The following is a 23297-nucleotide window of genomic DNA, read 5'->3' on the forward strand; positions in this document are numbered from 1 at the left end:
ATCGGGCACATCCCGGAGGCATCCGCCGCGCGCGGGCGTTGCACCGATCGTGGAGACCATCGGCACGACCGCCCGGCGCGCGCCCGCCCCGGCCGGGCCGCTCACGGAGGCCGTCCTCGCCGACGGGACGCCGGCCATGATCTGGCCGCTGCTCGACACCGACGGCGAGGCCCTGCGGCTGGCCTACGCCGAGCTGTCCCCGGAGTCGCGGCGCCTGCGCTTCCTCACCGAACTGCCGGAGCTGTCGGACTCGATGCTGCGGCTGCTCGTCGACGGGGTGGACGGCGTCGACCACGTCGCCGTCCTCCTCACCGTGTTCCCCGACGAGGGGGGTGCCCGGCAGGTCGGCGTCGCCCGCCTGGTGCGCTACCCGGACGACCCGGAGGCGGCCGACGTCGCGGTCACCGTCGCGGACGCCTGGCAGGGCCGCGGGGTGGGCCGGGCGCTGATGGACGCGCTGCTCGCCCGCCGTCCCCGCGGCGTCGTCCGGCTGCGCACCGTCGTCGCGGCGGAGAACCGCGCCTCGCTGCGGATGCTGGGCCGGGTGGGCCGGATGACCGCCCGCCACGAGGGCGGTGGCGAGCTCACCGTCGAGGTCACCGACCTCCCGCCCGCCGGCTGAGCCCGGCGACCCGCCGCACCCTCCTCCCGGCGGCGGCCTCACCTCGGGCGGATGAGGCCCCCGGACGCCCGTCCGGCCGACGATGGCCGGATGGCGACCGACCGCGCGGACCCGCCGACTCCCCCGGCCGCGACGGGGAACACCCTGCTCGCCCTGCTGCTGGCGATGGCGATGTTCGTGCTCGTCGTCGACACCTCGCTGATGAACGTGTCGATCTCGGCGGTCGTGGAGGACCTCGGCACGACGGTCTCCGGCGTGCAGTCCGCGATCGCGCTCGAGGCGCTGGTGTCCGCGGCGTTCATCCTCATCGGCGGCAAGGTCGGCGACCTGTTCGGCCGCAGGCGGGCCTACGTGCTGGGCCTGCTGGGCTACGCCGTCGGCGCGGTGGCCATGACGATGGCCCAGAGCCTGGTCGCGATCATCGTGTTCTGGGCGGTGGTCGGCGGTCTGGGCGCGTCCCTGCTGCTCCCGGCCATGCAGTCCCTCGTGCACGGCAACTTCGAGGGGCCGGCCCGGACGCGGGTCTACGCCCTCGTGGGTGCCGCGGCGGCCATCGCCGCGGCGGTCGGCCCGCTGCTCGGCGGCGTCATCACCACGTTCCTGTCCTGGCGGGTCGGCTTCGCGCTCGAGGCCGTCGTCATCGCCGTCGTGCTCTCGGGCATCCGGCTGGTCCACGACGTGCCCTACACCGGGCCGCGGCAGGTCGACGCCGTCGGTGCCGTGCTGTCGGTCCTCGCCATGGGCGGCACCGTGCTGAGCATCCTGGTCTGGCAGGAGGGCGGGGAGTCCGTCGCGGCGCTGATGGCGATCGGCCTGGTGGCGATGGGCGCCCTGGTCTGGTGGCTGCGGCGCCGCAAGCGCTCCGGAGCGTCGACGCTGCTCGACCCCGGGCTGTTCGCGTCCCGGTACTTCCGGCTGGGCGTCTCCTCCCAGCTGCTCCAGCAGATCGCCCTGGGCGGCACCATGATCGTGCTGCCGCTCTACCTGCAGATGGTGCTGGAGTACGACGCGCTGCAGGCCGGCCTGTCCATCGCCCCGCTGTCGCTGAGCATGTTCGCCGTCGCGCTGCTGGCCGGCCGGCGAGCGGGCCGGCACCGCCCGTCGACGATCGTCCGCTGGGGGTTCGGGCTGTTCACCGCCGGGCTGGTGGTCCTGGTCCCGCTCGTGCCGCGGGCCGACTCCGGCTGGTGGCTCCTGCCGCCCCTGCTCGTCGCGGGCTCGGGACTCGGGCTGCTGGTGTCGCAGCTGAACAACTACACGCTCAGCCCGGTCTCCGACGAGCGGGTCAGCGAGGCCGCCGGGGTGAACTCCGCGGCCGGGTCCTTCGGGCTGTCCTTCGGGCTGGCCTTCGCCGGCGCGATCATGCTCGCCGCGCTCGCCGTCACCTTCACCACCCGCGCCGACGACAGCGACGTCCTGTCGCCCGCCGAGCAGCAGCAGGTGGCCGACGTCCTGGAGGACGACGCCCAGCTGCTGAGCACCACCGGACTCGAGGAGCTGCTCGCCGACCAGCCTGCGGCCACCCGCGAGGAGATCGTCCGCATCAACACCGAGAGCCGGCCGGTGGCGCTGCAGGTGGCCCTGGTGATCCCGATCCTCGCGGGCCTCCTCGGCCTGGCCACCTCCTCCCGGATGGCGCGGCTGCCCGATCCCGTCCCGGCGAACACGGCCGAGGGCCTGGCAGCCGGCTGAACCGCGGCCGGGCCGGAGCGGCTCCGGCGGGCGCGGATCAGCCGGCGCCCGGTCCGGCCGGGCGGGCGCCGGCGGGGTGCCAGAACGCGGCGACCAGCAGCAGCACGCCGAAGGCGGCGATCTGCGCGCCGAGCACGAGGGAGAGGACGAGCACGGTGGCCTGGGGCCAGACGATCGCGATCACGCCGATGAGCACGTTCACCGCGCCGGCGAGCGCCAGCCACCCCCAGCCGGGGACCTCGTCGCGGGCGACCACGGCGACGCCGACCCGGGTGGCGCCGTGGGTGATCAGCGTCAGGCCGGTGATCACGGCCAGCGCCACCAGGGTGATGCCGGGCCACGCGATGGCGAGGACGCCCCCGACGGCCAGGACGGCACCGAGGAGCACCGAGGCCCAGCGCCGGTGCCCGGCGCCGGCCCACCCGAGGGAGAGCTCCAGCAGCCCGCCGACGACGAAGGAGAGCCCGACCAGCAGGGCCAGGGTGCGCGCCGCGGCGACCGGCGAGAAGAGCAGGACGACGCCCAGCACGACGGCGGACAGGCCGAGCAGACCGACGACGACGCGCACGCCGGTGTGCCGGTCCGGGGTGGCCCGCACGTGCTGGCCCGAGACGTTCGCGGTCATGCCGGCTCCTCCCCGGTCGGGTCCGTGCCGAACGACCCTGTCGCCGTCGGTGCCGGCCGACCTCATCCCCCGGGGATGACGCCCCGACCCGCCGGCGCGCGGCACCGTTCGGGCATGTCGAAGCGCGTGGCCGCGGTGCTGACCCTCGCCGTCGGGGTGGGACTCGCCGCCTGCTCCTCGGGATCGGACTCCGGGACCCCCGCGGCGAGCACCGCGGCATCGTCCGCCGCATCGTCCGCGGCATCGTCCGGCGGCGCCGAGGTGTGCGACGCCGCCGGCGACCTCCGCACGTCGCTGGCGGCACTGGGGGACGTCCCGGTGGTCCAGGAGGGCACCGCCGCGCTCGGGACGGCGTGGACGACGGTCCAGGACGACTGGGGACAGTTCGCCGACGCCGCCCGCGCCGAGTACGGCGACCAGGTCGAGGGCGTCCAGGCCCAGGCCGACGCCGTCGGGCAGGCCCTCGACGCCGCCCAGGCCGACCCGTCCGCCGGCACGCTGGCGACCACGGCCACCGCCGTCAGCGCCTTCGTGCAGTCGGCCGGCGGCCTCGTCGACGAGGCCGGCTCCGGCTGCTGAGGAACGCGCGCGTTCTTCGTCCGCATCGGATGAGGACCGCAGGCGCTCCCTTCCCGAGGGTGGACGCGCAGTCCCCGTCCTCAGGAGGAGCCATGACCCAGACCGCCCCGGACAACGCCCTCGGCCGCATCGCCCAGGGAGACGCCCCGGTCCTCGAGACCCTGCTGTCGATGAACCTCGACGCGCTGGAGCGTTCGGGCCTCGACGACGAGACCTACCTGCTCGTCCGGCTGGCCGCCCTGGTGGCGATGGACGCGCCACCGATGTCCTACCTGATCACCCTCGGGGCCGCCGCGGAGACCGGCATGACCGTCGAGCAGGCGCAGGCGGTCCTGGTCGCGATCGCCCCCGTCGTCGGCAGCGCCCGGGTGACCGCGGCGGCCGGCAACATCCTGCGCGGGGTGATGGGTGCGGCTGCGATCGCCGACTCGATCCCCGAGCAGCGCTCGCGGTAGGCCCGGCCGCACGGCACCGGTCCTGCTCCGGGGAGTCCCGGGGCAGGACCGGTGCCGTGCGCTGACGATCACGGGGACGACTCCCCCCGGGGACGGAGGGGCCGGGGTCAGCTGCGCGCGGACGGGACCAGCTGCTCGTACTCGGCGGGCGTGATGGTCCCCTTCTGCAGCAGCTCGCGGGCCTTGGCGCCCTGCTGGGCGTCCGCGGCGGCCGCCACCGACCGGATGTGGTCGTCGGTCGCCAGCCGCCGCCGCTCGAGCGCGGCGGCGGACCGCTCGGCCATCCCGTGGCCCTGCCCCACGAGGTAGGCGAACACCCCGAGCATGGGCAGCACCAGGGTGACGACGACCCAGGCCGTCTTCGCCCAGCCGCCGATGTCGCGCCGCGAGAACAGGTCCCCGTACACGCGGAACAGCAGCAGGAACCACAGGATCCAGCCGAAGAGGATCAGCGTGGTCCAGAACAGGTCGAGCAGGGGCATGGGTCCTCCTCGGGAGCGGTGGGCTGGCCCGATCGTGGGCGGGACGCCGCCGGGGAGGCTCATCCCGGCGGGATGAGGTCGGCGCGAGCGTGTCCCCCGGGGACCCCGCCGCTCAGGGGGCGCCGGGGTCGAGCGGGTCGGGCCCGGCCACGCGGACCTCCAGCAGGTCCAGGCCCAGGCTGCGCAGTCGTTGCAGCACGCCGTGCAGCCCCGACTGGTCGGTCGCCGCCGTCCGCAGGACGGTCAGGGCCGGTTCCTCGCCGAGGTCCTCGGCGCCGATCTCCTCGAGCAGGTCGGCCGGGACCGGGCCGCGCACCCGGAGCTCGTACACCTGACGTCCCATCGTGCGCCCTCCTGGTGATCGGTCCGGACCGGCGTTCCGCGGGCACCCTCCCCCGGGTCGGCTCCGGCCGGAGCCGACCCGGCCGGCCAGCGGTCCGCCGACCCTCGCGGGACGACAGGCGTGCTCCGGAGGGTGACCACGAGCCCCGATGCCGGGGCCGCCGACGGCGGCACCCGGGGGTGGCGCTCAGCGGTAGCTCTTGACCTCCCGGCCGTGGACGATGATCGCGAAGATCACGATGACGTCGATGGTGATCATGATGACCGACCACAGCGGGTAGGCGGAGATGAACACCAGGTTCGCCAGCGCGCTGACCAGGGCGATCCCGACGCCGACGACGCGGGCGACCATGTTGCCGGCGAGCAGTCCCAGGCCGGCGAGGACGCCGATGACGCCGATCGCGAGGTGGATCCAGCCCCAGGTGTTGTAGTCCACGTCCACCACGAGACCGCCCGAGGTGACCGCGTAGAAGCCGTCGTCGAAGAGGGCCACCAGCCCCTCGACGATCTGGAAGGCGCCCAGCGTGATGAGCATGACGCCGGCGAAGACGACCCAGCCCGCCCAGCCCGACATGGGCTCGCGGTTCGGGACGCCGGTCTCCGTGGGATCGCGGTGCGAGGTGTCCGTCATCTGGCTGTCCTCCGAGGTCCGCCCCCGGCTCCGGCCGTCCCGGGAGGGCGGTCGGGCGGGGGTTCCGATGGCGTGCGACGACAGCGTGGGACCCGGGCCGCGGCGGGGCATCGTCCGCCCTGCATGAGACGCGGCAGCGGGAGACCGCCGGTGTCGTGCCCGGGCTCACCGGGTCCAGGGGCGGGCCGCGCGGGGTCCCCGCGGTGCCGCCCGGAACGGAACGACGACGCCGTCCCCGCCCGGCGGCGGGTCCCCGGACGTCCCGGGGGACGCGTCCGGTCCCGCGGGCGGGGAGCCGCCGTCCCGGTGCCGTCCGTCCGGGCACCGGCGGATCTCCAGCACCTGCACGTCGCGCTCGGTCAGCCGGACGAGCACCTCGGCGAGGTCGCGGTCGGCGGGGACCCGCAACCGGTACACCGCCCGGCGCGGCACGACGGTGGGCCTGACGGGAACGCGGAAGGTGGACAGCGCCGCGGCGCCCACGTGGGTCCCCACGCGGAGCTCGTACCGGATGCGCGCCGCTGCCACGTCCTCCGATGCCACGTCCTCGGACCTCCCTGCCCACGGGCCGGCGGGCGGGGTCCTCCCCGCCAGCTGCGCCCCGAGCCTGGAGGGGAGGACGGGGAGCGCGCCTCCTCCTGCGGGGAGGAGAGCCCGCGGACTCAGAGCAGCCCGCGCTCGCGTGCCCTCCGGACCGCCTGGTGGCGGCGGCTCACGGCGAGCTTGCGCAGGATGCTCCGGATGTGCGTGCGCACCGTGTTCACCGAGATGGACATGGCCGCCGCGATCTCGCCGGTGGAGAGCACCTCCGCCAGGTGGCTCAGCACCTCCGTCTCGCGGTCGCTCAGCTGCTGCACCACCTCGGCCGCCGACGCCGCGGTCCGCTCACCCGGGACCGCCGGCACGGCACCGCTCGACGGGTCGACCCACGCCCCGGGGCCCCGCAGCCGGGGGTGGGTGCGCAGGAGCCGCCGCACCTCCGGCGGGGTGTCGACGAACGGCCAGCGCAGCAGCTCCGGGCGCGCGCGGTCCAGCGCTCCGGCGAGCTGCTCCGCCGCCGCGGGCACGTCACCGCGCCCCAGGAGCTGCCAGGCCCGCACGACCGCCGACTCGACCACCTCCGACAGCGACCCCGCTGACCGCCCGCCGACCTCCACCGGCCCGCCGGGCGGACCGAGGAACGCCTGCAGGCTCCGGCTCCAGGGCTCGTCGCGGCCCCGGTCCCGGAGGATCGCGAGTCCGTCCTCCACGTGCCCGCGGGCGACTGCCAGCCGCACCACCTCGGTGACGACCTGCTCGGCCGTCCACCGCGGCAGGAGGTCGCCCTCCAGGTGGGGGCGCAGGGCCTGCTCGGCGCGCTCGAACTCGTGTCGCAGACGGTGGTGCTGGGCCTGCAGCACGGCCTGCAGCGGGTCCGGGCCCGCCGCTCCCGGTGCGGCCGCGCGCGTCCGCGCCCGGGCCCGGCCCAGCCAGTCCCGCGACTCGGCCGGCGCGTAGCGGCGGAGGTGGACCCAGGCCTGCGCGGTCGCGGCGTCGGGGTCGCGCGCCGTCTCCTCGGCGCCGTCCTCGGTGGCCAGCGCCTCGGCGGTCCGGACGAGCTGGGTGGCCCGGGTCAGGTGTCCCTCGAGCGCCTCGAGCAGGGCGAGGGTGCCGAGTGCGCGCCTCCGCAGGCGGCGGGAGCCCGCGGTGTGCGCCGTCGCGGCCGCCGCCCGCAGCACGGGGAGCAGCTGCCGCGTGGGCGCGTCGGTCCGGAGGACGGCGGCCGAGCGCACGTGGGCCAGCACCGCGGTGCTCTCGCTGCGCGCCCGGTGCTCCTCCTCGGGCAGCCCGGCGACCAGGGCGGTGGCGTCCTCGGCCCGGTCGCGCAGCGTGGCCGGCGGGACCCCGGTCCGCGCGTCGGCGACCAGGCAGGCGAGGCCGGCCGACAGGCGCAGGGGCAGCCGGCCGCCCTCTGCGGCGGCCCTCCCCGCCGCCGCGAGGTCGGCCGGGTCCGGGCCGTCGCCCGCGGCGAGGGCCACGACCGTCCGGACCACCGCGGCCTCGGGACCGTGCACGCCGGGCGGCAGGGACCGCAGCCCGTGCAGCGCGGCGTCGGTCCCGTGCACGAGCAGGCGCGGGACGAGCAGGTCGTCGACGAGCAGCCGGCTGACGGACCCCCAGTCCTCCGCGGCGACCGCGTGCGCCACCGCCGTCCGGGGCCGCCCCTCCGCGGCGTACCAGGCGGCGCACGTCCGGTGCAGGGCGGCCAGGTCCGCCGGGTGCTCGTAGGCGAGCTGCGCCTGCAGCATCTCGCGGAAGAGCGGGTGGACGCGCAGACCGCCGGGCGCGCCCGGCGACAGCTCGACGAACGCGTTGGCGTGCGCCAGGCCCGTCAGGACGCGCCGGGTGTTGCGGCGGCCGCTCAGCCGGTCCACGAGGTCGGGCCACAGCTCTGGGGTCACGCTCGTGCGCAGCAGGACCCGCCGGACACCGGCCGGCTGACCCTCGAGGACCTCCGCGAACAGGTACTGGGCGACGCTGCCGTCGTCGTGCGCCAGCGACGTGACCAGCCGCTCGGGCGGCGTGCCCTGCTTCAGGCGCGCGGCGGCGAGCCGCAGGCCGACCGCCCAGCCCTCGGCCTCCGCGCACAGGGCCCGCGCGGCCTCGTCGGTCACCGGGACGCCCGTCGCGGCGAACAGGTCCCGGGTCTCCTCGGCGGTGAAGGCCAGCTGGTCGCCGCGGATCTCGGACATCGTGCCGTCGAGCCGGTAGCGGTGCAGGGGCAGCGGCGGGTCGGCCCGGCCGCACACCACCAGCCGCAGCCGGCTGCCCGCGTGCCGGAGGAGCAGGTCGAGGCCCGCCGCGATGGACCGGTCGGTGAGGTGGTCGGCGTCGTCGAGGACCAGGACGACGGGGCGGGCGCACGCGGCGACGTCGGCCACCAGGCGCGGCACCAGCGAGGCGCCCGGCGGCTCGCCCGGGACCGGGGCGGGGACGTCCGACACGGGCACGCCGACGCGGGCCAGTGCCTCGACGACGTAGCTCCAGAACACGGCGGGGTCGTCGTCGTAGCCGTCCAGGGTCAGCCAGGCGACCGGCCGTCCCGGGCCCTGGTCCTGCCGCCAGGAGGAGGCCAGCACGGTCTTGCCCGAACCCGCGGGACCACTGAGCAGGGTGAGCGGGGAACGCTGCACCTCCGCCGTCAGCAGGTCCGTCGGGCGCCGCCGCAGGACGGTGGCCGCCGCCCGCACGGGTGGCGCGAGCTTGGTCTCCAGCAGGGGCGGTCCCCCGCGCCCGGCCGTCCCCGCCGGCCGGACCGGCGCGGGAGGCCGTCCTGGCGCCGGGGACCTCATCATCGGTCACTCCCTGCTGTCGACGGCGCGGACCGGTACCGCTCCCGCCGGCCGCCGGCCGCCGGGACACGCTCCCGCCCGGAGGCCGCTGACGAGCGTCCTCCCGGGAGGACGGCGGCACCCCACCCGTACCGGGTGAGGGAGGTCCGCAGCCGGCTCCCGCTCGTCCGCCCGGGACGATCCCGCAGCCGCCGGTGGGCGTCACCCTCGTGGGTCCGGTGCCCCCGGCCGCGGTCCTCGCGGACGGGCTGGAACCGTCCGTCCCCGAGGAGCAGAGACCATGTCCCGGTCCATCCGCGATGACATCCCGGCGACGCCGGTGCCCGATGAGATGCCCGTCCTGGCTCGCGGCAGGCACCGGACCCCGGCTCAGGGTGCCTGCTTCATGGAGTACACGGCCCTCCTGGCCGGTGAGCGGTTCACCGACGCGCCGCGCTGCGTCGACGAGGAGCTGGCCGCCGTCCTCCGCGGCGCCAACGACCGGCTGTCCGACGCCGACCGTCCCCTCCTGGTGCCGCTGCTCGGGCGCGCGATCGGCCTCGGGATCGGGCGGCCGCCGCCGGGCCCGAGGGGCCTGGGACGCGCCGCGGCCCGCTACCGCCGCGAGGTGGCCGCCCCCTACCAGCGCGCCGCGGCCCGCCTGTGCCGGGACGTGACGCACCGCTTCGTGGCGTCGCTGGGCGGCCCGCCCCCACGGGCCCCGCGGGCCTGGTCCGGGCGGCGCGGGGAACTCGCGCAGGTGTTCTGGGACTCGATGGGCGAGCCCGCCGCACCGGCGACGTCCCGGGAGTTCGTCCTGCGGCTGCTCGAGCGGCTGTCGGTCCTGCACGAGTGCTACGAACGGGCCGTGGACGACCTCCGGGCCACCCGCACGGAGGCGGCCGGTCCCGTGCCGGCCGCCGGGGGCGGGCACGGGACCTGACGCCGGGCACGGGAGGGGGCACCGCTCAGCCGGGGTCGGGCGGCGCGCTCCCCTCCTGCAGCAGGTGGCGGTCCAGGCGCAGCCGGACGAGCACGCGCCGGAGCGGGGGCGAGGCCCCGTGCAGGGTGATCCGGCGGCCGTGGCGCAGCGTCCGGTGGTAGGCGGCGAGCAGGCCGCGCAGCCCCGCCTCGTCGATGCCGGTCAGCCCGCTGACGTCGACGGTCCAGCTCGGGTGGGGGGCGCGCAGGATCGCCGAGACGGCGTCGTGGAGCGCGGAGGTGGCGCGGGCGTCCAGCGGCCCGGTCAGGGTCAGCCGGCCGGTGACCAGGTCGAGGTGCACCACGGACTCCACCGCCCCGGCGGCGGCTCCGGTCACCGGACGAGGGCGGCCCCGGGACGGGCGCGCGCTCTCCCCCGCTCCCCTGCGGCGGGCCGCCGGGAGGCGGCGCGGTCGGTCCGGTCCCGGGACGGGGCCCGGCCCGGGACGGACGACGGACGGCCCGGCGGACGTCGTCTCCGCGGGATCGGCTGCCACGGTCGTCCCTCCTGCGCTCCGGCGAGGACGGCCCGGCAGGGCGGGCGCTCGGGGCAGCATGGCGCCGACCGCGGCCTGCGCACCTCACCCGTGGTGGGCGAGCGGGCGCAGGGTGCCGCCGGCGGACCCGGGCGCCGCGGCTCACCCGGGGGGCCGGGGCGGCGGGACCCCCGGAGGAGCGGGACCCTGCGGCGCCGTGGCGGGGACCCGCTCGGTCCACTCCGCGCCGGTCCGCGCGCGGAAGGTCTCGACGGCGGCCTCGACGGTCGGGAAGAAGTGCCGCGGCTCGATCACGCGGGTCAGCCCGTAGCGCTCGAGCTTGCGCCGCACCGGGTCCTTGAGCTCGGCGAACACCAGCGCCTGCCCGTGCTCGTCGAGCAGCCGGTCGAGGTCGAGGAGCATGTCGGCCGCCGTGGTGTCGACGTCGGTGACGGGCTCGGCGGCGACCACGATCCAGTGCGGAGCCGGCTCGCTGCGGGCCAGCGTCCTGATCTCGTCCCGGAACGTCTTGGCGTTGGCGAACAGCAGCGGCGCGTCGAAGCGGTAGATGACCAGCCCCGGCAGCCGGCGCGCCGCGGGGTAGGAGCGGACGTCGTGGTACCCGGCCACGCCGTCGACCAGCCCGAGCGTCGTCTGGTACGGCAACCACGCGTGGCGGAAGACGTTGAGGATCGACAGGCCGACCGCGATCGCGATCCCGGGCAGCACGCCGAGCAGCGCGACCCCGGCCAGCGCGGCGACCGACAGCGCGAACTCGACCTTGCGCTGGCGCCACAGGCGGGCCATCGCCGGCAGGTCGGCCAGTGAGAGCGCGGCGGTGACGACCACCGCGGCCAGCGCCGCGTCGGGCAGGTTCCGGAACAGCCCGGGCAGCAGCAGGATCATCAGCAGGATGAGCACCGCACCGGTGACCCCGGTGAGCTGCGAGCGGGCCCCGGCGCGTTCGGCCACCGCCGTCCGGGACGCGCTGGTGCTGACCGGGAACCCCTGGAAGAGGCCCGCGGCGATGTTGGCCGCACCGATCCCCGACATCTCCTGGTTGCCCCTGACCTCCTGCCCGGTGCGCTCGGCGAAGGCCGACGCGGTCGAGATGGTGTCCGCCAGGGCGACCAGCGCGATCGCCAGTGCCCCGCCCACCAGCAGGCCGAGGTCGGACCAGGCGACGCCCGGGAAGGTCAGCGGCGGGAAGCCCTGCGGCAGCTCCCCCACCAGGCCCACCCCGCGGGAGCCGAGGTCGAACAGCGTCGTGGCGGCGATCGCGAGCACCACCATGACCAGGACGGCGGGCACCTTGGGCAGCCAGCGCTGCAGCACGAGGACCAGCACGACGCCGCCGATCCCGACCGTCGCCGCGGCGGGCACGACCTCCCCGTCGGCGACGCCCCGCACGAAGCCGGCGACCTCCTGCAGCAGGCCGTCGGCGTCGACGGAGAAGCCGAGGAGCTTGGGCAGCTGGCCGATCAGGATGGTGAGCGCGAGCCCGTTGATGTAGCCGACCATCGTGGGCTTGGACAGCAGGTCCGCCACGAAGCCGAGCCCGGCCCACGCGGCCACCACCATCACCACGCCCACCAGCAGCGCGAGCATGGAGGCGAGCGCGACCGCCCGCTCGGGGTCGCCGCCGGCCGCCACCAGGGGCAGCACGGTCGCGGCGATCATCGGCCCGAGCGAGGAGTCCGGCCCCAGCACGAGGATCCTCGAGGGGCCGAACACCGCGTAGGCGAGCAGGCAGGTGATCGAGGTGTACAGGCCGGTGATCGCCGGCAGGCCGGCCAGCTCCGCGTAGGCCATCCCCTGCGGCACCAGCAGCGCGGTCAGCACCGCACCGGCCGCCAGGTCCCTGCCGAGCCAGGACCGGCGGTAGCCGCGCAGCTCCCGGACCCCGGGCGGCAGCACGCGCACGGACCCGCTCACCGGGGACGGCGCCGGGCGGGGACCACCGTGGCGGTCGCGGTCATCTCGCGTCTCCTCCCGCCGTCGCCCTCCGGCGCCCTCCGGGCCGCCGAGTGTGGCGGCATCCCGGGCGGGGGTCCTCATCCGCGCCGGATGACGGTCCCGGGCGGCCCCGCCGGGGACGCCGTCGGCGGGACCGGCCCGGCCGTCGGGCCGCCGCCGGGTCAGCCCGCGCCGATCAGCTCCCGCAGCCGGACGGTGTCGGCGCCGGTCCAGCCCGGCGGCTGCGCGACCTCCGCCCAGCCGTCCACGTAGTCGGCCCGGTACCGGTGCCCGTGCCCGTCGGGGACGCCGGTCGAGAACACCATGTCCGCGGTCACCTGCCAGAAGGTGACGAACGGCAGCCACACCGTGCTGCCGGAGACGTCGGGTCCCCGGTCGCCCTCCAGCCAGTCCGGGCGGCCCAGGAGCAGCCGCGGCGACCACCACACGATCGGGTCGGAGGCGTTCTGCAGGTAGACGACCCGCGGATCGTCCCAGGGACCCGGCGGGGCGCCGAGGTCCGGGGCCTCGTCGGCGAAGCGCACCGTCCGGCCGTCCTCGTACACCGGCAGCCACTCCGGCGAGCCGGGCTCCCGGTCGGCGACCAGCCCCCTCCACAGCTCGTTGACGTTGGGCGGCCCCGCCCAGAGCACGCCGTCCGTGCGGTTCTCCACGTCCGCCAGCCCGCTGAAGGCGGCCTCCCCGCCGAAGGTGCCGAGGCTCTCGCCGAAGACGTGGAGCTGTGGCCGACTGCGCTCGGGCAGCTGCGCCCAGGCGCCGTAGACCGCGTCGAAGAGGGCGCGGCCGGCATCGCGCGCCTTCACCTGGTCGACCAGGAAGGACAGCCAGCTCGGCAGGTAGGAGTACTGCATCGCCACCATCGCGGTGTCGCCGCCGAACTCGTACTCCAGGGAGTCGCTGGCCGCCGGGTCGACCCAGCCGGTGCCGGTCGTCGTCACCACCACGAGGACGGCGCGGTCGAAGCCGCCGGCCCGCTGCAGCTCGAGGACGGCGAGGGCGGCGCGGTCCCGCACGTCGTCGGCCGAAGCCAGCCCGACGTAGGCGCGGACGGGCTCCCGGGCCGGCCGGCCCGAGAAGGCGGCGAGCTCCCGCGGCGTCGGCCCGGTGCCGGTGAAGTTGCGGCCCTGCAGGCCGAGGTCCGCCCAGGGCACGAGGGAGTCCGGGCTCCCCGACCGCTCGGGTGCGGTGGGCTGCGTCGCCCCCTCCTCGGTTCCGTCGTCCTTGACGCTGAACGCGGAGTTCATCGCCTCGACCAGGCCCTGGAACAGCACGCCGTTGAGCAGGAAGACCACGAGCACGGTCACGGCGGCGACCCCGAGCGGGCGGGCGACGCGCCGCGGCAGGAGCCGGCCCAGGGCCCGCACGAGCCAGCGTGCGAGCACCCGGATCCCGCGGCCGACGGCGACCAGCGCCACGAGGACCGGGACCGCCACGACGACGACGCCGATCGACGACCAGCCCTCCGGCGGGTCCAGGCCCATGAGCTCGTGGACCTCCCGCTGCCAGCCCGCGCCCAGCCACAGCGCGGCCAGGCAGAGCAGGGGGCCCGCCACGGCGAGCACCTGCCAGGCCCGTCGGCGGACCCCGGCCCGGACACGGCCCTCGGTGGCCTCGGCGACGAACCAGGCGACGGTGACGCCGAGGCCGTAGCCGATGGCCGCGGTGATGCCGGTGATCAGGCCCTGCAGCACCCAGCCCCGCGGCAGCAGGGAGGGGGTGAGCGCGCTGCAGCCCAGCAGCAGGGCACCCACCGTGCCGCTCCAGGTGTAGCGGGGCAGCCACCGGCGCCACCGGCCGGAGCGCGCCGGTCGCGTCCGCTCCGGCTCCGGCGCGGCCGGTGCGGGCCTCGCCGTCGGTTCCGCCGTCATGTCGTGCTCCGCTCGTCGGGGCCGGACGCTAGGAGCCGTCCGGGGCACCCGACTCGTACCGGGAGGATGAACCGCGGCCGCCGGGAGCGGCCCACCATGCGGGCATGCGACGCACAGGACCCCGTCCGGGACGGTCGAGCGAGCGACGGCCGCACGGCGCCGGTACCGCGCCCGACGTCGGGCTGGTCGTGGCCGCCGCGATGGCACCCGGCACGTTCGCCCCGTCGCTGTCCCCCCGCAGCGCGGTGGACCAGGGCGTGGTGACCGGCCTGGCCACGGGCCTGCACTACCTGCTCTCCGCCGGGACGCAGGACGTGCTGGAGTCCACCGCGCGGTTGCTCGCGGGGAGGACGTCGACGGCGTCGACGCGGCGCACCGCCACGATCGCGGTCGACTGCGCGGCCGTCCCGATCGGGCTGGCGCTGCTCCGGGCCTTCCCGCCCCGGGCCGAGGACCCGCTCCGCGGAGCCGTGCGGCAGGCGGCCTGGCGGCTCGGCGGCACGGGCCTCGGCAGCGCGCTGCTCGGCGGGGCCGGCACCGGTGCGCGGCTGCTCGACGACCGGCTGGGGCTGCAGGGGCGCCTCGCCGCCGTCCCGCTGGCGGTGCCCGTCGGCCTGGGGACCGCCTACGTCCTGGACCGGCTGCGCGCCGGGGAGCAGGCGGAGGACACCGGCGGGGCCGGGGCTCCGCCGCCGCTGACGTCGATGGGCGTCGCGGCCGGCGTCGTCGGCTGCCTGAGCGGCGTCGCCTACGGGGAGCACGCCCTGACCGGGCTCGCCGCCCGCCGGCTGGCCGCCGCGCTGCCCGGGCCGGCCGGCCTCTGGCGACTGGCCGGGCACGCGGGTGTCCTCGCGGCGCTGGGGGCCGGCGTGTCGGCGGTCTGGCACCGGGCGATGCGGCGGATCGAGGCGCGGACGTCGGCCGACGTCCCCGTGATCGAGCCCGACGAGGCCGAGCGGTGGGTGCCGGCGACGGTGAGTGGCGGCCCCGGCAGCCTCGTGTCCTGGGCGGGGATGGGCCGGGACGGGCGGCTGCACGCCCTGGCCACGGTCCGCCCGCGCCCGCTCCCGTCCCTCCCGGCCGGCGTGCCGGACCTGTCGGTCGAGACCGTGATGGGCACGCCCGCGCGCGCCACGCCCGTGCAGGTGTACGTCGGGCTGGACAACGCGCCCACCGCCCGCGCGCGGGTGGACCTGGCGATGGCCGAGCTGGAGCGGACCGGTGCCCTCGACCGGTCGCTGCTGGTCCTGGTCTCGCCCACCGGGACCGGCTACGTCAACTACGTCGCCGTCGCCGCGCTGCAGTACCTCGCGCTCGGCGACGTCGCCACGGTGACCCTGCAGTACTCGCGGCGCCCCTCGCCCCTGTCGCTCGGCATGGTCGCCGGGGCCCGCGAGCAGAACCGGCTGCTGTGGCTGCGGATCCTGCAGCGCCTCCGCGACCGCTCGGGCCCCCGGCCGCGCGTCGTGCTCTTCGGAGAGAGCCTCGGGGCGCACACCAGCCAGGACGTGTTCCTGCACTGGGGGACGCTCGGTCCCGACGCGATGGGCATCGACCGCGCGCTGTGGATCGGGACGCCCTACGGCAGCGGGTGGATGCGCCAGGTCACCCGCGGGGAGCGGCCCGACGTCGACCCCGACGCCGTCGCCCTGGTGAACGACCACGCCCAGTACGCCGCCCTCGCCGCGGAGCGCGCCCGTCCGCCGCGCTTCGTCCTGGTCAGCCACGACAACGACGGCGTGACCAAGTTCGGCCAGGACCTGCTGTGGTACCGCCCCGACTGGCTGGGCCCGTCCCGGCCCCGCCACGAGCCGGACCCCGCCGGGAGCCCGCGCGGCATCCCCCCGGCGATGCGGTGGCGCCCGCTGACGACGTTCTTCCAGAGCCTCGTCGACATGAAGAACGCCCAGACGTCCGGACCGTTCGGCGCCTACCAGCACGACTACCGCGCGGACCTGCCCCGCTTCCTCTCCGACGTCTTCGAGCTGCCCGCGTCCGAGGAACAGCTCGTCCGGATCGAGGAGGTCCTGCAGGTCCGCGAGAGCGTGCGCGAGCGGCTGTTCGCCGTCGTCCCGGGGGCGGTCGCCTGACCGGTCGCACCTCCTCCTCCCCGGAGGGTGTCCCGCGGGGCCCGCCCGGGGAGGCTCGCGCGCATGCGGACGGGTCTGGAAGCGCACCTCGGGTCGCGGCAGGTCGGCAGGGTGGTCTACGGCTCGATCATCGGGCTGGCGCTGGTCGTGGCGATCGAGAGCCATCCTCCGCGGCCGGGCGTCATGGCCGTGTGGCTGGCCGGGACGGCGCTGGCGGTGGCCCTGGCCGAGGTGTACAGCGAGGTCGTGGGGGTCGAGACGAGGACGCGGCACCAGGTCACCCGTGCCCAGGTCGGGCACATGGCGGAGGACGCCGTGGCGGTGGGGGTCGGCGTCGCCTTCCCCGCCGTGTTCTTCCTGCTCTCCGCGCTCGGGGTGCTCGAGGTGGACACCGCGTTCACCGTCGCGAAGTGGTCGGGGTTGGGCCTGATCGGCTTCTACGGGTACTGGGCGGCCCGCTTCTCCGGCGCGACGCCCCTCGGCTCGCTGGTCAAGGGCGCGCTCGTCGCGCTCATCGGCGCCGGGCTCATCCTCCTGAAGTCGCTCGTGCACTGACCACGTGGGGCGCACCGAGAGCGGGTGCTCCGCGCACCGCCCCGGGACGCCCGCGCGCCGACCGGCCCCTGCCCGACGGAGGCGGTCCTACGGTGGCCGTGCCCGGAGCGCTCGCCACCCGGAGGTGGTCCCGATGACCGGCCAGATGAGGACGTCCGTCGACATCGACGCCGACCCGGAGCTCGTGTGGGAGGTGTTGACCGACGTGCCCGCCTTCCCGGAGTGGAGCCCGCTCCTCACCCGTGCGGAGGGCACGTTCGCCCCGGGGGGTCGGGTGGTGCTCGGCTTCCGGCCCCTGAACGCCCTGCTCCGGACGACGGTGCCGGTGCGGGTGCTCGAGGTGACACCCCGCCGGCGGCTGCGGTACCAGTTGCGGTTCGGGAGGCTGGGCGTGCCCGGCCTCCTCGACACCGAGCACGGCATGACGATCACCGACCACGACGGCGGGGTGCGGCTGTGGCTGGAGATGCGGTTCCGGGGCCTGCTGTTCCGGCCGCTGATGCGCTCCCTGAACCGCGACCGGGCCCCGGCCCTGACCCCCATGCCCCGAGCACTCAAGGACCGCATCGAGGGCATGCGGGCGACGCGCGCCGAGTGACGTCGCTCGCCCCGCGGCCGGCGCCGTCAGCCGGTCACTCGTCGAAGACCAGCGCCGGGGTGTCCTGGCGCAGCGTCTCGCCGCGGAAGAACGCCGGGTGGCGGGCCCGCCAGGCGAGCATGAGCACCGCGCCGAGCAGCAGCAGGCCGATGCCGATGACGAACACGCTGCCCACCCCGAACACCGACGAGCCGCTGCCGTAGGCGGGGTCGAGGGTGTCGACGGCCGTCTGGAGGAACACCGCGGTCAGCATCAGTGCGCCCAGCAGGGGCATGACGCCCTTGACCAGGAGGTCCTTGGCGCTGCGGCGAAGCTCGTGGCGGAAGTACCAGACGCAGGCGTAGGCGGTCAGCCCGTAGTAGAAGCAGATCATCAGGCCGAGCGCGTAGATGGTGTCGATCAGCACGTTCTCGCTGATCAGCGTCATCCCCACGTAGAACACCGCGGTGGCCCCGCCGGAGACCAGGGTGGCCGTCGACGGGCCCCGGAACCGCGGGTGCACGTCGGCCAGCCGCTGGGGCAGGGCGCCGTAGGTCGCCATGGCGAGCAGCGTGCGCGTCGGCGGGAGGAACGTCGTCTGCAGGGACGACGCCGAGCTCGCGACGACCGCGAGGAAGAGCAGGAAGGCCAGTCCCGGGCCCATCACCGGCCCGGCGAGGGCGGCGAACACGTTGTCCTCGGTCTCCGGGTTCCCCAGGCCCGTGCCCTCGGTGCCGACGCCGGCGTACATCTGCACCGCGATGGCCGCCGCCAGGTACGTCAGCACGATGACGGCGATCGTCAGCAGCGCCGCCCGGCCGGGGGTTCGCGCGGAGCCGGTCGTCTCCTCGTTGACCGTCAGGCAGGTGTCCCAGCCCCAGTAGATGAACAGCGACAGGGACAGCCCCGCGGTGAAGGCGCTGAACGAGGTGATCGCCGTCGGGTCCAGCCAGGTGAGCTCGAAGGGGATGCCGCCGGGCGCCGATCCGGACTTGACCAGCGCGAGGACGACGAAGACCGCCAGCACGAGCATCTGGAAGCCCACGAGGGTGTACTGCAGCCGCTTGGTCGTCTCGACGCCGCGGTAGGTGACCCAGGTGGCCAGGGCGACGAAGACCACGCAGGTCAGCACGTTCACGACCCGGTCGTCCCCGAGCGCACCGACGTCCTCCGACCCGGTGATCTCGCCGAGCAGGAGGTAGAAGAAGGAGACGGCGACGCCGGCCAGGTTGGACAGCACGATGATCGTCGCCAGCAGCGCACCCCAGCCGCACAGCCAGCCGACGTAGGGGTTGAAGGCCTTGGTCGCCCAGGTGAACGAGGTGCCGCAGTCCGGCGCGACGCGGTTGAGCTCCCGGTAGCCGTAGGCCACCAGCAGCATCGGCACGAAGCCCACGAGGAAGACGGCCGGCATCTGCAGCCCGACCTCGGTCACCGTCGGGCCGAGCGTCGCGGTCAGCGCGTAGACCGGCGCGATGCTGGAGATCCCGAGGACCACGCTGGCGAGCAGGCCCACCGAGTTGCTCGACAGGCCCTTCGCCCGCAGGTCGGCGCTCCCGACCGCCGATCGCTCGTCCAGGGTCATGCACGTCCTCCTCGTCGCGCCGCGTGGCGCAGCCGGGCCCGGCGAGTGCGCCGGGTCACAACGGAGACCATCGAGTGGCCGTTCGACCGGGGGAAGAGTCCGCCGCGTACACCCACGGCGTGCCGGGACGACGGTCCGGCACGGGCTGGTCGACGGATCCCGGCGCGCAGAGGATGCACGACGACTGTTTCGCGCACGTGACGGTCGGCACCACCCGCTTTCCGTGGCGGGCGGGGCGCGACGCCTGGCGGAGCGGCCGCGGACCGGAGGCGACGTCGGCAACCGGCTCCGCGCGCCGATCACGCGGGACAATCCCGGTTGACACGCGAAACCGTTGTCGACGCGCCGTGACACCACGGATCCCGTCGTGACGATGGGGCCGTACCCTGCGGCCACCTGCACCGCACGACTGATCGGACCTCCGACGCGATGACGCGCTATGGCGCCCAGTACGGGCCCGACATCACCTTCCTCGGCATCGACCGCTGCGACCTCGGCGACCCGGCGTCCTTCGCCGGCGCGGACGTCGTGGTCCTCGGCGCCCCCTTCGACGGCGGCACCTCGCACCGCCCGGGCACCCGCTTCGGCCCGCAGGCCATCCGGATGACCGACTACCTCGCGCACGACGGGTCGCGGCCGAGCCTGGCGCTGCGGACCGACGGGCTGCGCGACCTGCGGGTGCTCGACGCCGGTGACGTCGAGATGTACTCCGGCGACATCGAGACGGCCCTCCCGGCGCTCGAGGCCGCCGTCGAGACGGTGACCCGGTCCGGCGCCATCCCGGTCGTCCTCGGCGGTGACCACTCCATCGCCTTCGCCGACGCGAAGGGCGTGGCGAACGTGCTCGGCCACGGCCGGGTGTCGATGCTGCACTTCGACGCCCACGCCGACACCGGTGACATCGAGTTCGGCTCCCTGTGGGGCCACGGCCAGCCGATGCGCCGGCTGATCGAGTCCGGCGCGCTCCGCGGCGACCGGTTCCTGCAGATCGGCCTGCGTGGCTACTGGCCGCCGCCGGAGACGCTGGACTGGATGGCGGCGCAGCGGATGCGCTCCTACGAGATGACCGAGATCGGCTCCCGCGGGCTCGAGGCGTGCCTCACCGAGGCCTTCGGCATCGCCACCGACGAGTGCGAGGGCGTCTTCCTCTCCGTCGACATCGACGTCTGCGACCCCGGGCACGCCCCCGGCACCGGCACCCCCGAGCCGGGCGGGCTGACCGCGCGGCAGCTGCTGGACGCGGTGCGCCGCATCTGCCTGGAGCTCCCGGTCGTGGGGATCGACGTCGTCGAGGTAAGCCCGCCCTACGACCACGCCGACATCACCGCCGCACTGGCCAACCGGGTCGTGCTCGAGGCGCTGTCGGCCATCGCCCGGCGGCGCCGCGACGCCCGCGACGGCACCCGCTGGGACCCCGCGCTCCCCCTGCTCGCCCACCGTCCCGACACCACCCCGCCCGACACCACCCCGCCCGACACCACCCCGGAGGACCCGTCATGACCGAGCCCGCGTCGTCGTGCCACAGCACCGGCACGGCTCCCCGGCCCGCGGCCGCCGGCGCCCCGCACCCCCTCGACCCGCTGACCGCCGACGAGTTCCGCGCCGCCGCGGCGATCCTGCGCCGGGACCGGGGCGTCGACGAGCGCTGGCGGTTCGCCTCCATCGAGCTGCGCGAGCCGGCCAAGGACGTCGTCCGCGCCTTCCGGCCCGGCGACCCGATCCGCCGCGAGGCCCGGGTCACCGCCTGGAGCCGGGACGAGGGGACGCCGTACAAGGCGGTCGTCTCGCTCACCGACGACGCCGTCCTCTCCTGGGAGGCGGTGCCCGGCCAGCAGGCGAACATGACCCTCGACGAGTGGCACGAGGCCCACGAGGTGCTCATCCGGCACCCCGACGTCGTCGCGGCGCTCGCGGGGCGCGGCATCACCGACCTCGACCTCGTGCTCATCGACACCTGGGCCTACGGCCACTCGCTGATCCCGCAGGGACTGCAGGACCGCCGGGTCGGCTGGACCGACGTCTGGCGCCGCTCGGCGCCGAACGGCAACCCCTACGCCAACCCGGTCATGGGCCTGCACTTCGTCGTCGACCTCAACACGATGGAGCTGCTGCGGATCGAGGACACCCCGCCGCCGGCGCAGCCCGACGTCATGGGCGAGTACGTGCCGGCCCTGGTCCCCGGCCTGCAGCAGCGCACCGACGTGCGGGCGCTGGAGATCATCCAGCCCGAGGGCGTCTCCTTCGCCCTCGACGGCTCCGAGCTGCGCTGGCAGAAGTGGACGATGCGGCTGGGCTTCAACCACCGCGAGGGCCTGGTGATCCACCGGGTCGCCTACGACGGGCGGCCGGTCGCGCACCGGATGTCCTTCGCCGAGATGGTCGTCCCCTACCGCGACCCGAGCCCCGACCACCACCGCCGCACCGCCTTCGACATCGGCGAGTGGGGCCTGGGCTTCATGACGACGTCGCTGGAGCTGGGCTGCGACTGCCTGGGCGACATCACCTACGTCGACGCCGTCCTGCACGACACCCGCGGCGAGCCCTACACGATCCCCAACGCCATCTGCCTGCACGAGGAGGACGACGGCGTGCTGTGGAAGCACGTCGACGAGAAGGCCGGCGCCGAGGTCCGGCGGTCACGGCGGATGGTCGTCTCGTTCCACGCCACGGTGGCCAACTACGAGTACCTCGTCTACTGGCGCTTCTACCAGGACGGCACCATCCAGTGCGAGGTGCGGGCCACCGGGATCATGGTGACCAGCGCCTACGAGGACACCCCGCCGCCGTACGGCACCGTCGTCGACGAGCGCACCTACGCGCCGATCCACCAGCACTTCATCGTCGCGCGCCTCGACATGGAGGTCGACGGCCCGGAGAACACCGTCGTCGTCACCGAGAGCGAGGCCCTGCCGGTGTCGGACGACAACCCGTACGGCCTGGCCGTGGTGACGCGCAGCCGGCCGGTGGAGAGCGAGTCCGGGGGGCGCCTGGACGTCGACTTCGCCACCCAGCGCTCCGTCAAGGTGGTCAACCGGACGAAGCCCACCCGGCTGGGGACCGCACCCGGCTACAAGCTCTACGTCAACGCGGCGCTGCCCTCCCTCGCGCACGCGGACGCGCCGTTCCGGCAGCGGGCCCAGGTCATCGACCACCCGGTGTGGGTCAGCCGGTTCGACGAGGAGGAGCGCTGGCCGTCGGGCGAGTTCTGCAACCAGAGCCGCCGCGACGCCGGGCTGCCGGTCTGGCAGGAGGCCGACCGGCCGCTCCTGGACACCGACCTCGTGCTGTGGCACGTCTTCGGCATCCACCACGTGCCGCGGCCCGAGGACTGGCCGGTCATGCCGGTCGACGTCGTGTCCTTCGAGCTCAAGCCGGCCGGCTTCTTCGACCGCAATCCGGGGCTCGACGTCCCGCCGGCCCCCGGGAGGTGCCACTGAGCCCGGCGGACGGCGGTCCGCGGCCGCTCGGCACGGCGGCCCTGCCGCGGTTCCTCGCGCACAGCGCGGCGGGGGCCGCGGCGGGGTGCGCCCTGGTCCACGGGCTCGCGCCGGCCGCCGTCCCGTCCGCCGGCACCGCGGCCCTCCTCGCGGCCTGCCTGCTGTGCTCGGCGCACCTGTGGCGCCGGCCCGGGCGGGCGGCCTGGGGCGCGCACGTCGTCCTGACCGCGGCGATGCTCACCGCCCACCTGCCGGCGCCCGGCGACCATGCCCACCACGTCCTGGCCCACCACGTGCCGGTGGGCCCGGCCGCGGGCGGCCTGGCCGCCTGGGCCGGGCCGGTCGCGGGACTGCTGGCGGTGGTGGCGCTGCTGCTGGCCGCGGTCCGGGGCATCGTGGCGGTCCGGGGCATCGTCGCGGTCCGGTCGGCCGCGACGGCGCCCGCGCCTCAGAGCCCGGCGTCGCCGGTCGACGGGCTCCGGGGGCCGCGGGTCCCCCACGCGTAGGTCTGCTTGGCCAGGCCCAGGTAGAGGTGGGTCTCGGTGGACTCCACGCCCTCGACGGCGCGGATGCGGGCGACCACGTCGAGCAGCTGGTCGTCGTCCTCGCAGACCACCTCGACGAGCAGGTCCACCGACCCGGCCGTGATGACGACGTAGTCGACCTCGGCGAAGGCGGCGATGCGGTCGGCCGTGGTGCGGGGGTCGCCGCCGGTGCGCACGCCGACCATCGCCTGCCGCGAGAAGCCGACCTGCAGCGGGTCGGTGACGCCGACGATCTGCATGACGCCGGCGTCGAGCAGCCGCTGCACCCGCTGCCGGACGGCGGCCTCGGAGAGCCCCACCGCCGTGGCGATCCGGGCGTAGGGACGGCGGCCGTCCTCCTGCAGCTGCTCGATGATCGCCCGCGAGACGTCGTCGAGCACGAACTGCCGACGGATGGTCATACCGGCCCTCCCCCACGTCGTCCCGGCGGACCCGGGCCCCCGGATGGTAGCCAGCGCCGGCGTTGT

Annotated in this window: 22 protein-coding genes; 11 read left to right on the forward strand and 11 right to left on the reverse strand. The window is 75.7% G+C overall.

What is annotated here, in order from left to right; genetic code table 11:
- Window positions 1-49 precede the first annotated feature (49 nt).
- The gene (locus FN207_RS12650; RefSeq protein WP_185938313.1) at window positions 50-622 is read left to right on the forward strand and encodes a GNAT family N-acetyltransferase; all 573 of its coding nucleotides are present in this window, start codon (window positions 50-52) and stop codon (window positions 620-622) included.
- Window positions 623-712: 90 nt separating this feature from the next.
- The gene (locus tag FN207_RS12655; RefSeq protein WP_142458854.1) at window positions 713-2314 is read left to right on the forward strand and encodes an MFS transporter; all 1602 of its coding nucleotides are present in this window, start codon (window positions 713-715) and stop codon (window positions 2312-2314) included.
- A gap of 37 nt (window positions 2315-2351) precedes the next feature.
- Here the strand turns inward: FN207_RS12655 and FN207_RS12660 are convergent, their stop codons facing one another.
- A complete protein-coding gene (locus FN207_RS12660; protein WP_185938314.1) occupies window positions 2352-2939 on the reverse strand; it encodes an HdeD family acid-resistance protein in 588 nt (195 codons plus the stop codon).
- Window positions 2940-3053: 114 nt separating this feature from the next.
- On the opposite strand from FN207_RS12660, the gene FN207_RS12665 reads away from it, so the two are divergent.
- Together FN207_RS12665 and FN207_RS12670 are read left to right on the forward strand one after the other, a co-directional pair.
- Window positions 3054-3518: a hypothetical protein gene (locus FN207_RS12665; RefSeq protein ID WP_142458856.1), complete on the forward strand. Its 465-nt coding sequence runs from the start codon at window positions 3054-3056 to the stop codon at window positions 3516-3518.
- A 92-nt stretch (window positions 3519-3610) separates the two neighbouring features.
- Window positions 3611-3973, forward strand: coding sequence for a carboxymuconolactone decarboxylase family protein (locus FN207_RS12670; RefSeq protein ID WP_142458857.1), 363 nt, complete (start codon window positions 3611-3613; stop codon window positions 3971-3973).
- A 107-nt stretch (window positions 3974-4080) separates the two neighbouring features.
- Here FN207_RS12670 and FN207_RS12675 read toward each other — a convergent pair whose 3' ends face one another.
- From FN207_RS12675 to FN207_RS12695, 5 genes are all read right to left on the reverse strand, one after another.
- Window positions 4081-4455 carry a PLDc N-terminal domain-containing protein gene (locus FN207_RS12675; RefSeq protein WP_185938315.1) on the reverse strand — a complete coding sequence of 125 codons (375 nt, stop codon included), beginning with the start codon at window positions 4453-4455 and terminating at the stop codon, window positions 4081-4083.
- A gap of 112 nt (window positions 4456-4567) precedes the next feature.
- Complete coding sequence (locus FN207_RS12680; RefSeq protein WP_142458859.1) at window positions 4568-4798, reverse strand: hypothetical protein; 231 nt, start codon at window positions 4796-4798, stop codon at window positions 4568-4570.
- Between the two features lie 186 nt (window positions 4799-4984).
- Window positions 4985-5428: a DUF7144 family membrane protein gene (locus FN207_RS12685; protein ID WP_142458860.1), complete on the reverse strand. Its 444-nt coding sequence runs from the start codon at window positions 5426-5428 to the stop codon at window positions 4985-4987.
- A gap of 165 nt (window positions 5429-5593) precedes the next feature.
- Window positions 5594-5971, reverse strand: a complete 378-nt coding sequence (locus FN207_RS12690; RefSeq protein WP_142458861.1) for a hypothetical protein — start codon at window positions 5969-5971, stop codon at window positions 5594-5596.
- A gap of 119 nt (window positions 5972-6090) precedes the next feature.
- Entirely contained in the window at window positions 6091-8763 is a 2673-nt protein-coding gene (locus FN207_RS12695; RefSeq protein WP_142458862.1) for a winged helix-turn-helix domain-containing protein, read from the reverse strand.
- A gap of 382 nt (window positions 8764-9145) precedes the next feature.
- Between FN207_RS12695 and FN207_RS12700 the strand changes: the two genes are divergently transcribed.
- Complete coding sequence (locus FN207_RS12700) at window positions 9146-9682, forward strand: hypothetical protein (protein ID WP_142458863.1); 537 nt, start codon at window positions 9146-9148, stop codon at window positions 9680-9682.
- 25 nt (window positions 9683-9707) lie between these two features.
- Here the strand turns inward: FN207_RS12700 and FN207_RS26270 are convergent, their stop codons facing one another.
- The 3 genes from FN207_RS26270 to FN207_RS12715 all read right to left on the reverse strand — a co-directional run bounded on the left by FN207_RS26270 (window position 9708) and on the right by FN207_RS12715 (window position 14041).
- Window positions 9708-10058: an STAS domain-containing protein gene (locus FN207_RS26270; protein WP_185938316.1), complete on the reverse strand. Its 351-nt coding sequence runs from the start codon at window positions 10056-10058 to the stop codon at window positions 9708-9710.
- 300 nt (window positions 10059-10358) lie between these two features.
- A complete protein-coding gene (locus tag FN207_RS12710) occupies window positions 10359-12131 on the reverse strand; it encodes a SulP family inorganic anion transporter (protein ID WP_246066018.1) in 1773 nt (590 codons plus the stop codon).
- 203 nt (window positions 12132-12334) lie between these two features.
- Window positions 12335-14041, reverse strand: coding sequence for an alpha/beta hydrolase (locus FN207_RS12715; protein ID WP_185938317.1), 1707 nt, complete (start codon window positions 14039-14041; stop codon window positions 12335-12337).
- 104 nt (window positions 14042-14145) lie between these two features.
- On the opposite strand from FN207_RS12715, the gene FN207_RS12720 reads away from it, so the two are divergent.
- From FN207_RS12720 to FN207_RS12730, 3 genes are all read left to right on the forward strand, one after another.
- Window positions 14146-16131: an alpha/beta-hydrolase family protein gene (locus FN207_RS12720; RefSeq protein WP_142458866.1), complete on the forward strand. Its 1986-nt coding sequence runs from the start codon at window positions 14146-14148 to the stop codon at window positions 16129-16131.
- Window positions 16132-16194: 63 nt separating this feature from the next.
- Window positions 16195-16686, forward strand: coding sequence for a hypothetical protein (locus FN207_RS12725; RefSeq protein WP_142458867.1), 492 nt, complete (start codon window positions 16195-16197; stop codon window positions 16684-16686).
- Window positions 16687-16819: 133 nt separating this feature from the next.
- The gene (locus tag FN207_RS12730) at window positions 16820-17284 is read left to right on the forward strand and encodes an SRPBCC domain-containing protein (protein ID WP_142458868.1); all 465 of its coding nucleotides are present in this window, start codon (window positions 16820-16822) and stop codon (window positions 17282-17284) included.
- A 34-nt stretch (window positions 17285-17318) separates the two neighbouring features.
- On the opposite strand, the gene FN207_RS12735 is transcribed toward FN207_RS12730, so the two are convergent.
- A complete protein-coding gene (locus FN207_RS12735) occupies window positions 17319-18848 on the reverse strand; it encodes an APC family permease (protein WP_142458869.1) in 1530 nt (509 codons plus the stop codon).
- A gap of 429 nt (window positions 18849-19277) precedes the next feature.
- On the opposite strand from FN207_RS12735, the gene speB reads away from it, so the two are divergent.
- The 3 genes from speB to FN207_RS12750 are packed head-to-tail and all read left to right on the forward strand — an operon-like array spanning window position 19278 to window position 22791.
- A complete protein-coding gene (speB, locus tag FN207_RS12740) occupies window positions 19278-20348 on the forward strand; it encodes an agmatinase (protein WP_142458870.1) in 1071 nt (356 codons plus the stop codon).
- Window positions 20345-22285 carry a primary-amine oxidase gene (locus FN207_RS12745; RefSeq protein ID WP_142458871.1) on the forward strand — a complete coding sequence of 647 codons (1941 nt, stop codon included), beginning with the start codon at window positions 20345-20347 and terminating at the stop codon, window positions 22283-22285. Before speB ends, FN207_RS12745 begins: the two co-directional genes overlap by 4 nt.
- A complete protein-coding gene (locus tag FN207_RS12750) occupies window positions 22276-22791 on the forward strand; it encodes a hypothetical protein (RefSeq protein WP_142458872.1) in 516 nt (171 codons plus the stop codon). Before FN207_RS12745 ends, FN207_RS12750 begins: the two co-directional genes overlap by 10 nt.
- Here the strand turns inward: FN207_RS12750 and FN207_RS12755 are convergent.
- On the reverse strand, window positions 22734-23231 hold the full coding sequence (locus FN207_RS12755) for an Lrp/AsnC family transcriptional regulator (RefSeq protein WP_142458873.1): 498 nt from the start codon (window positions 23229-23231) through the stop codon (window positions 22734-22736). The two genes, FN207_RS12750 and FN207_RS12755, sit on opposite strands and share 58 nt — an antisense overlap.
- Window positions 23232-23297 lie beyond the last annotated feature (66 nt).

This window comes from Geodermatophilus aquaeductus, from assembly GCF_900182545.1.
In the GTDB taxonomy this organism is placed as follows: Bacteria; Actinomycetota; Actinomycetes; order Mycobacteriales; family Geodermatophilaceae; genus Geodermatophilus; species Geodermatophilus aquaeductus.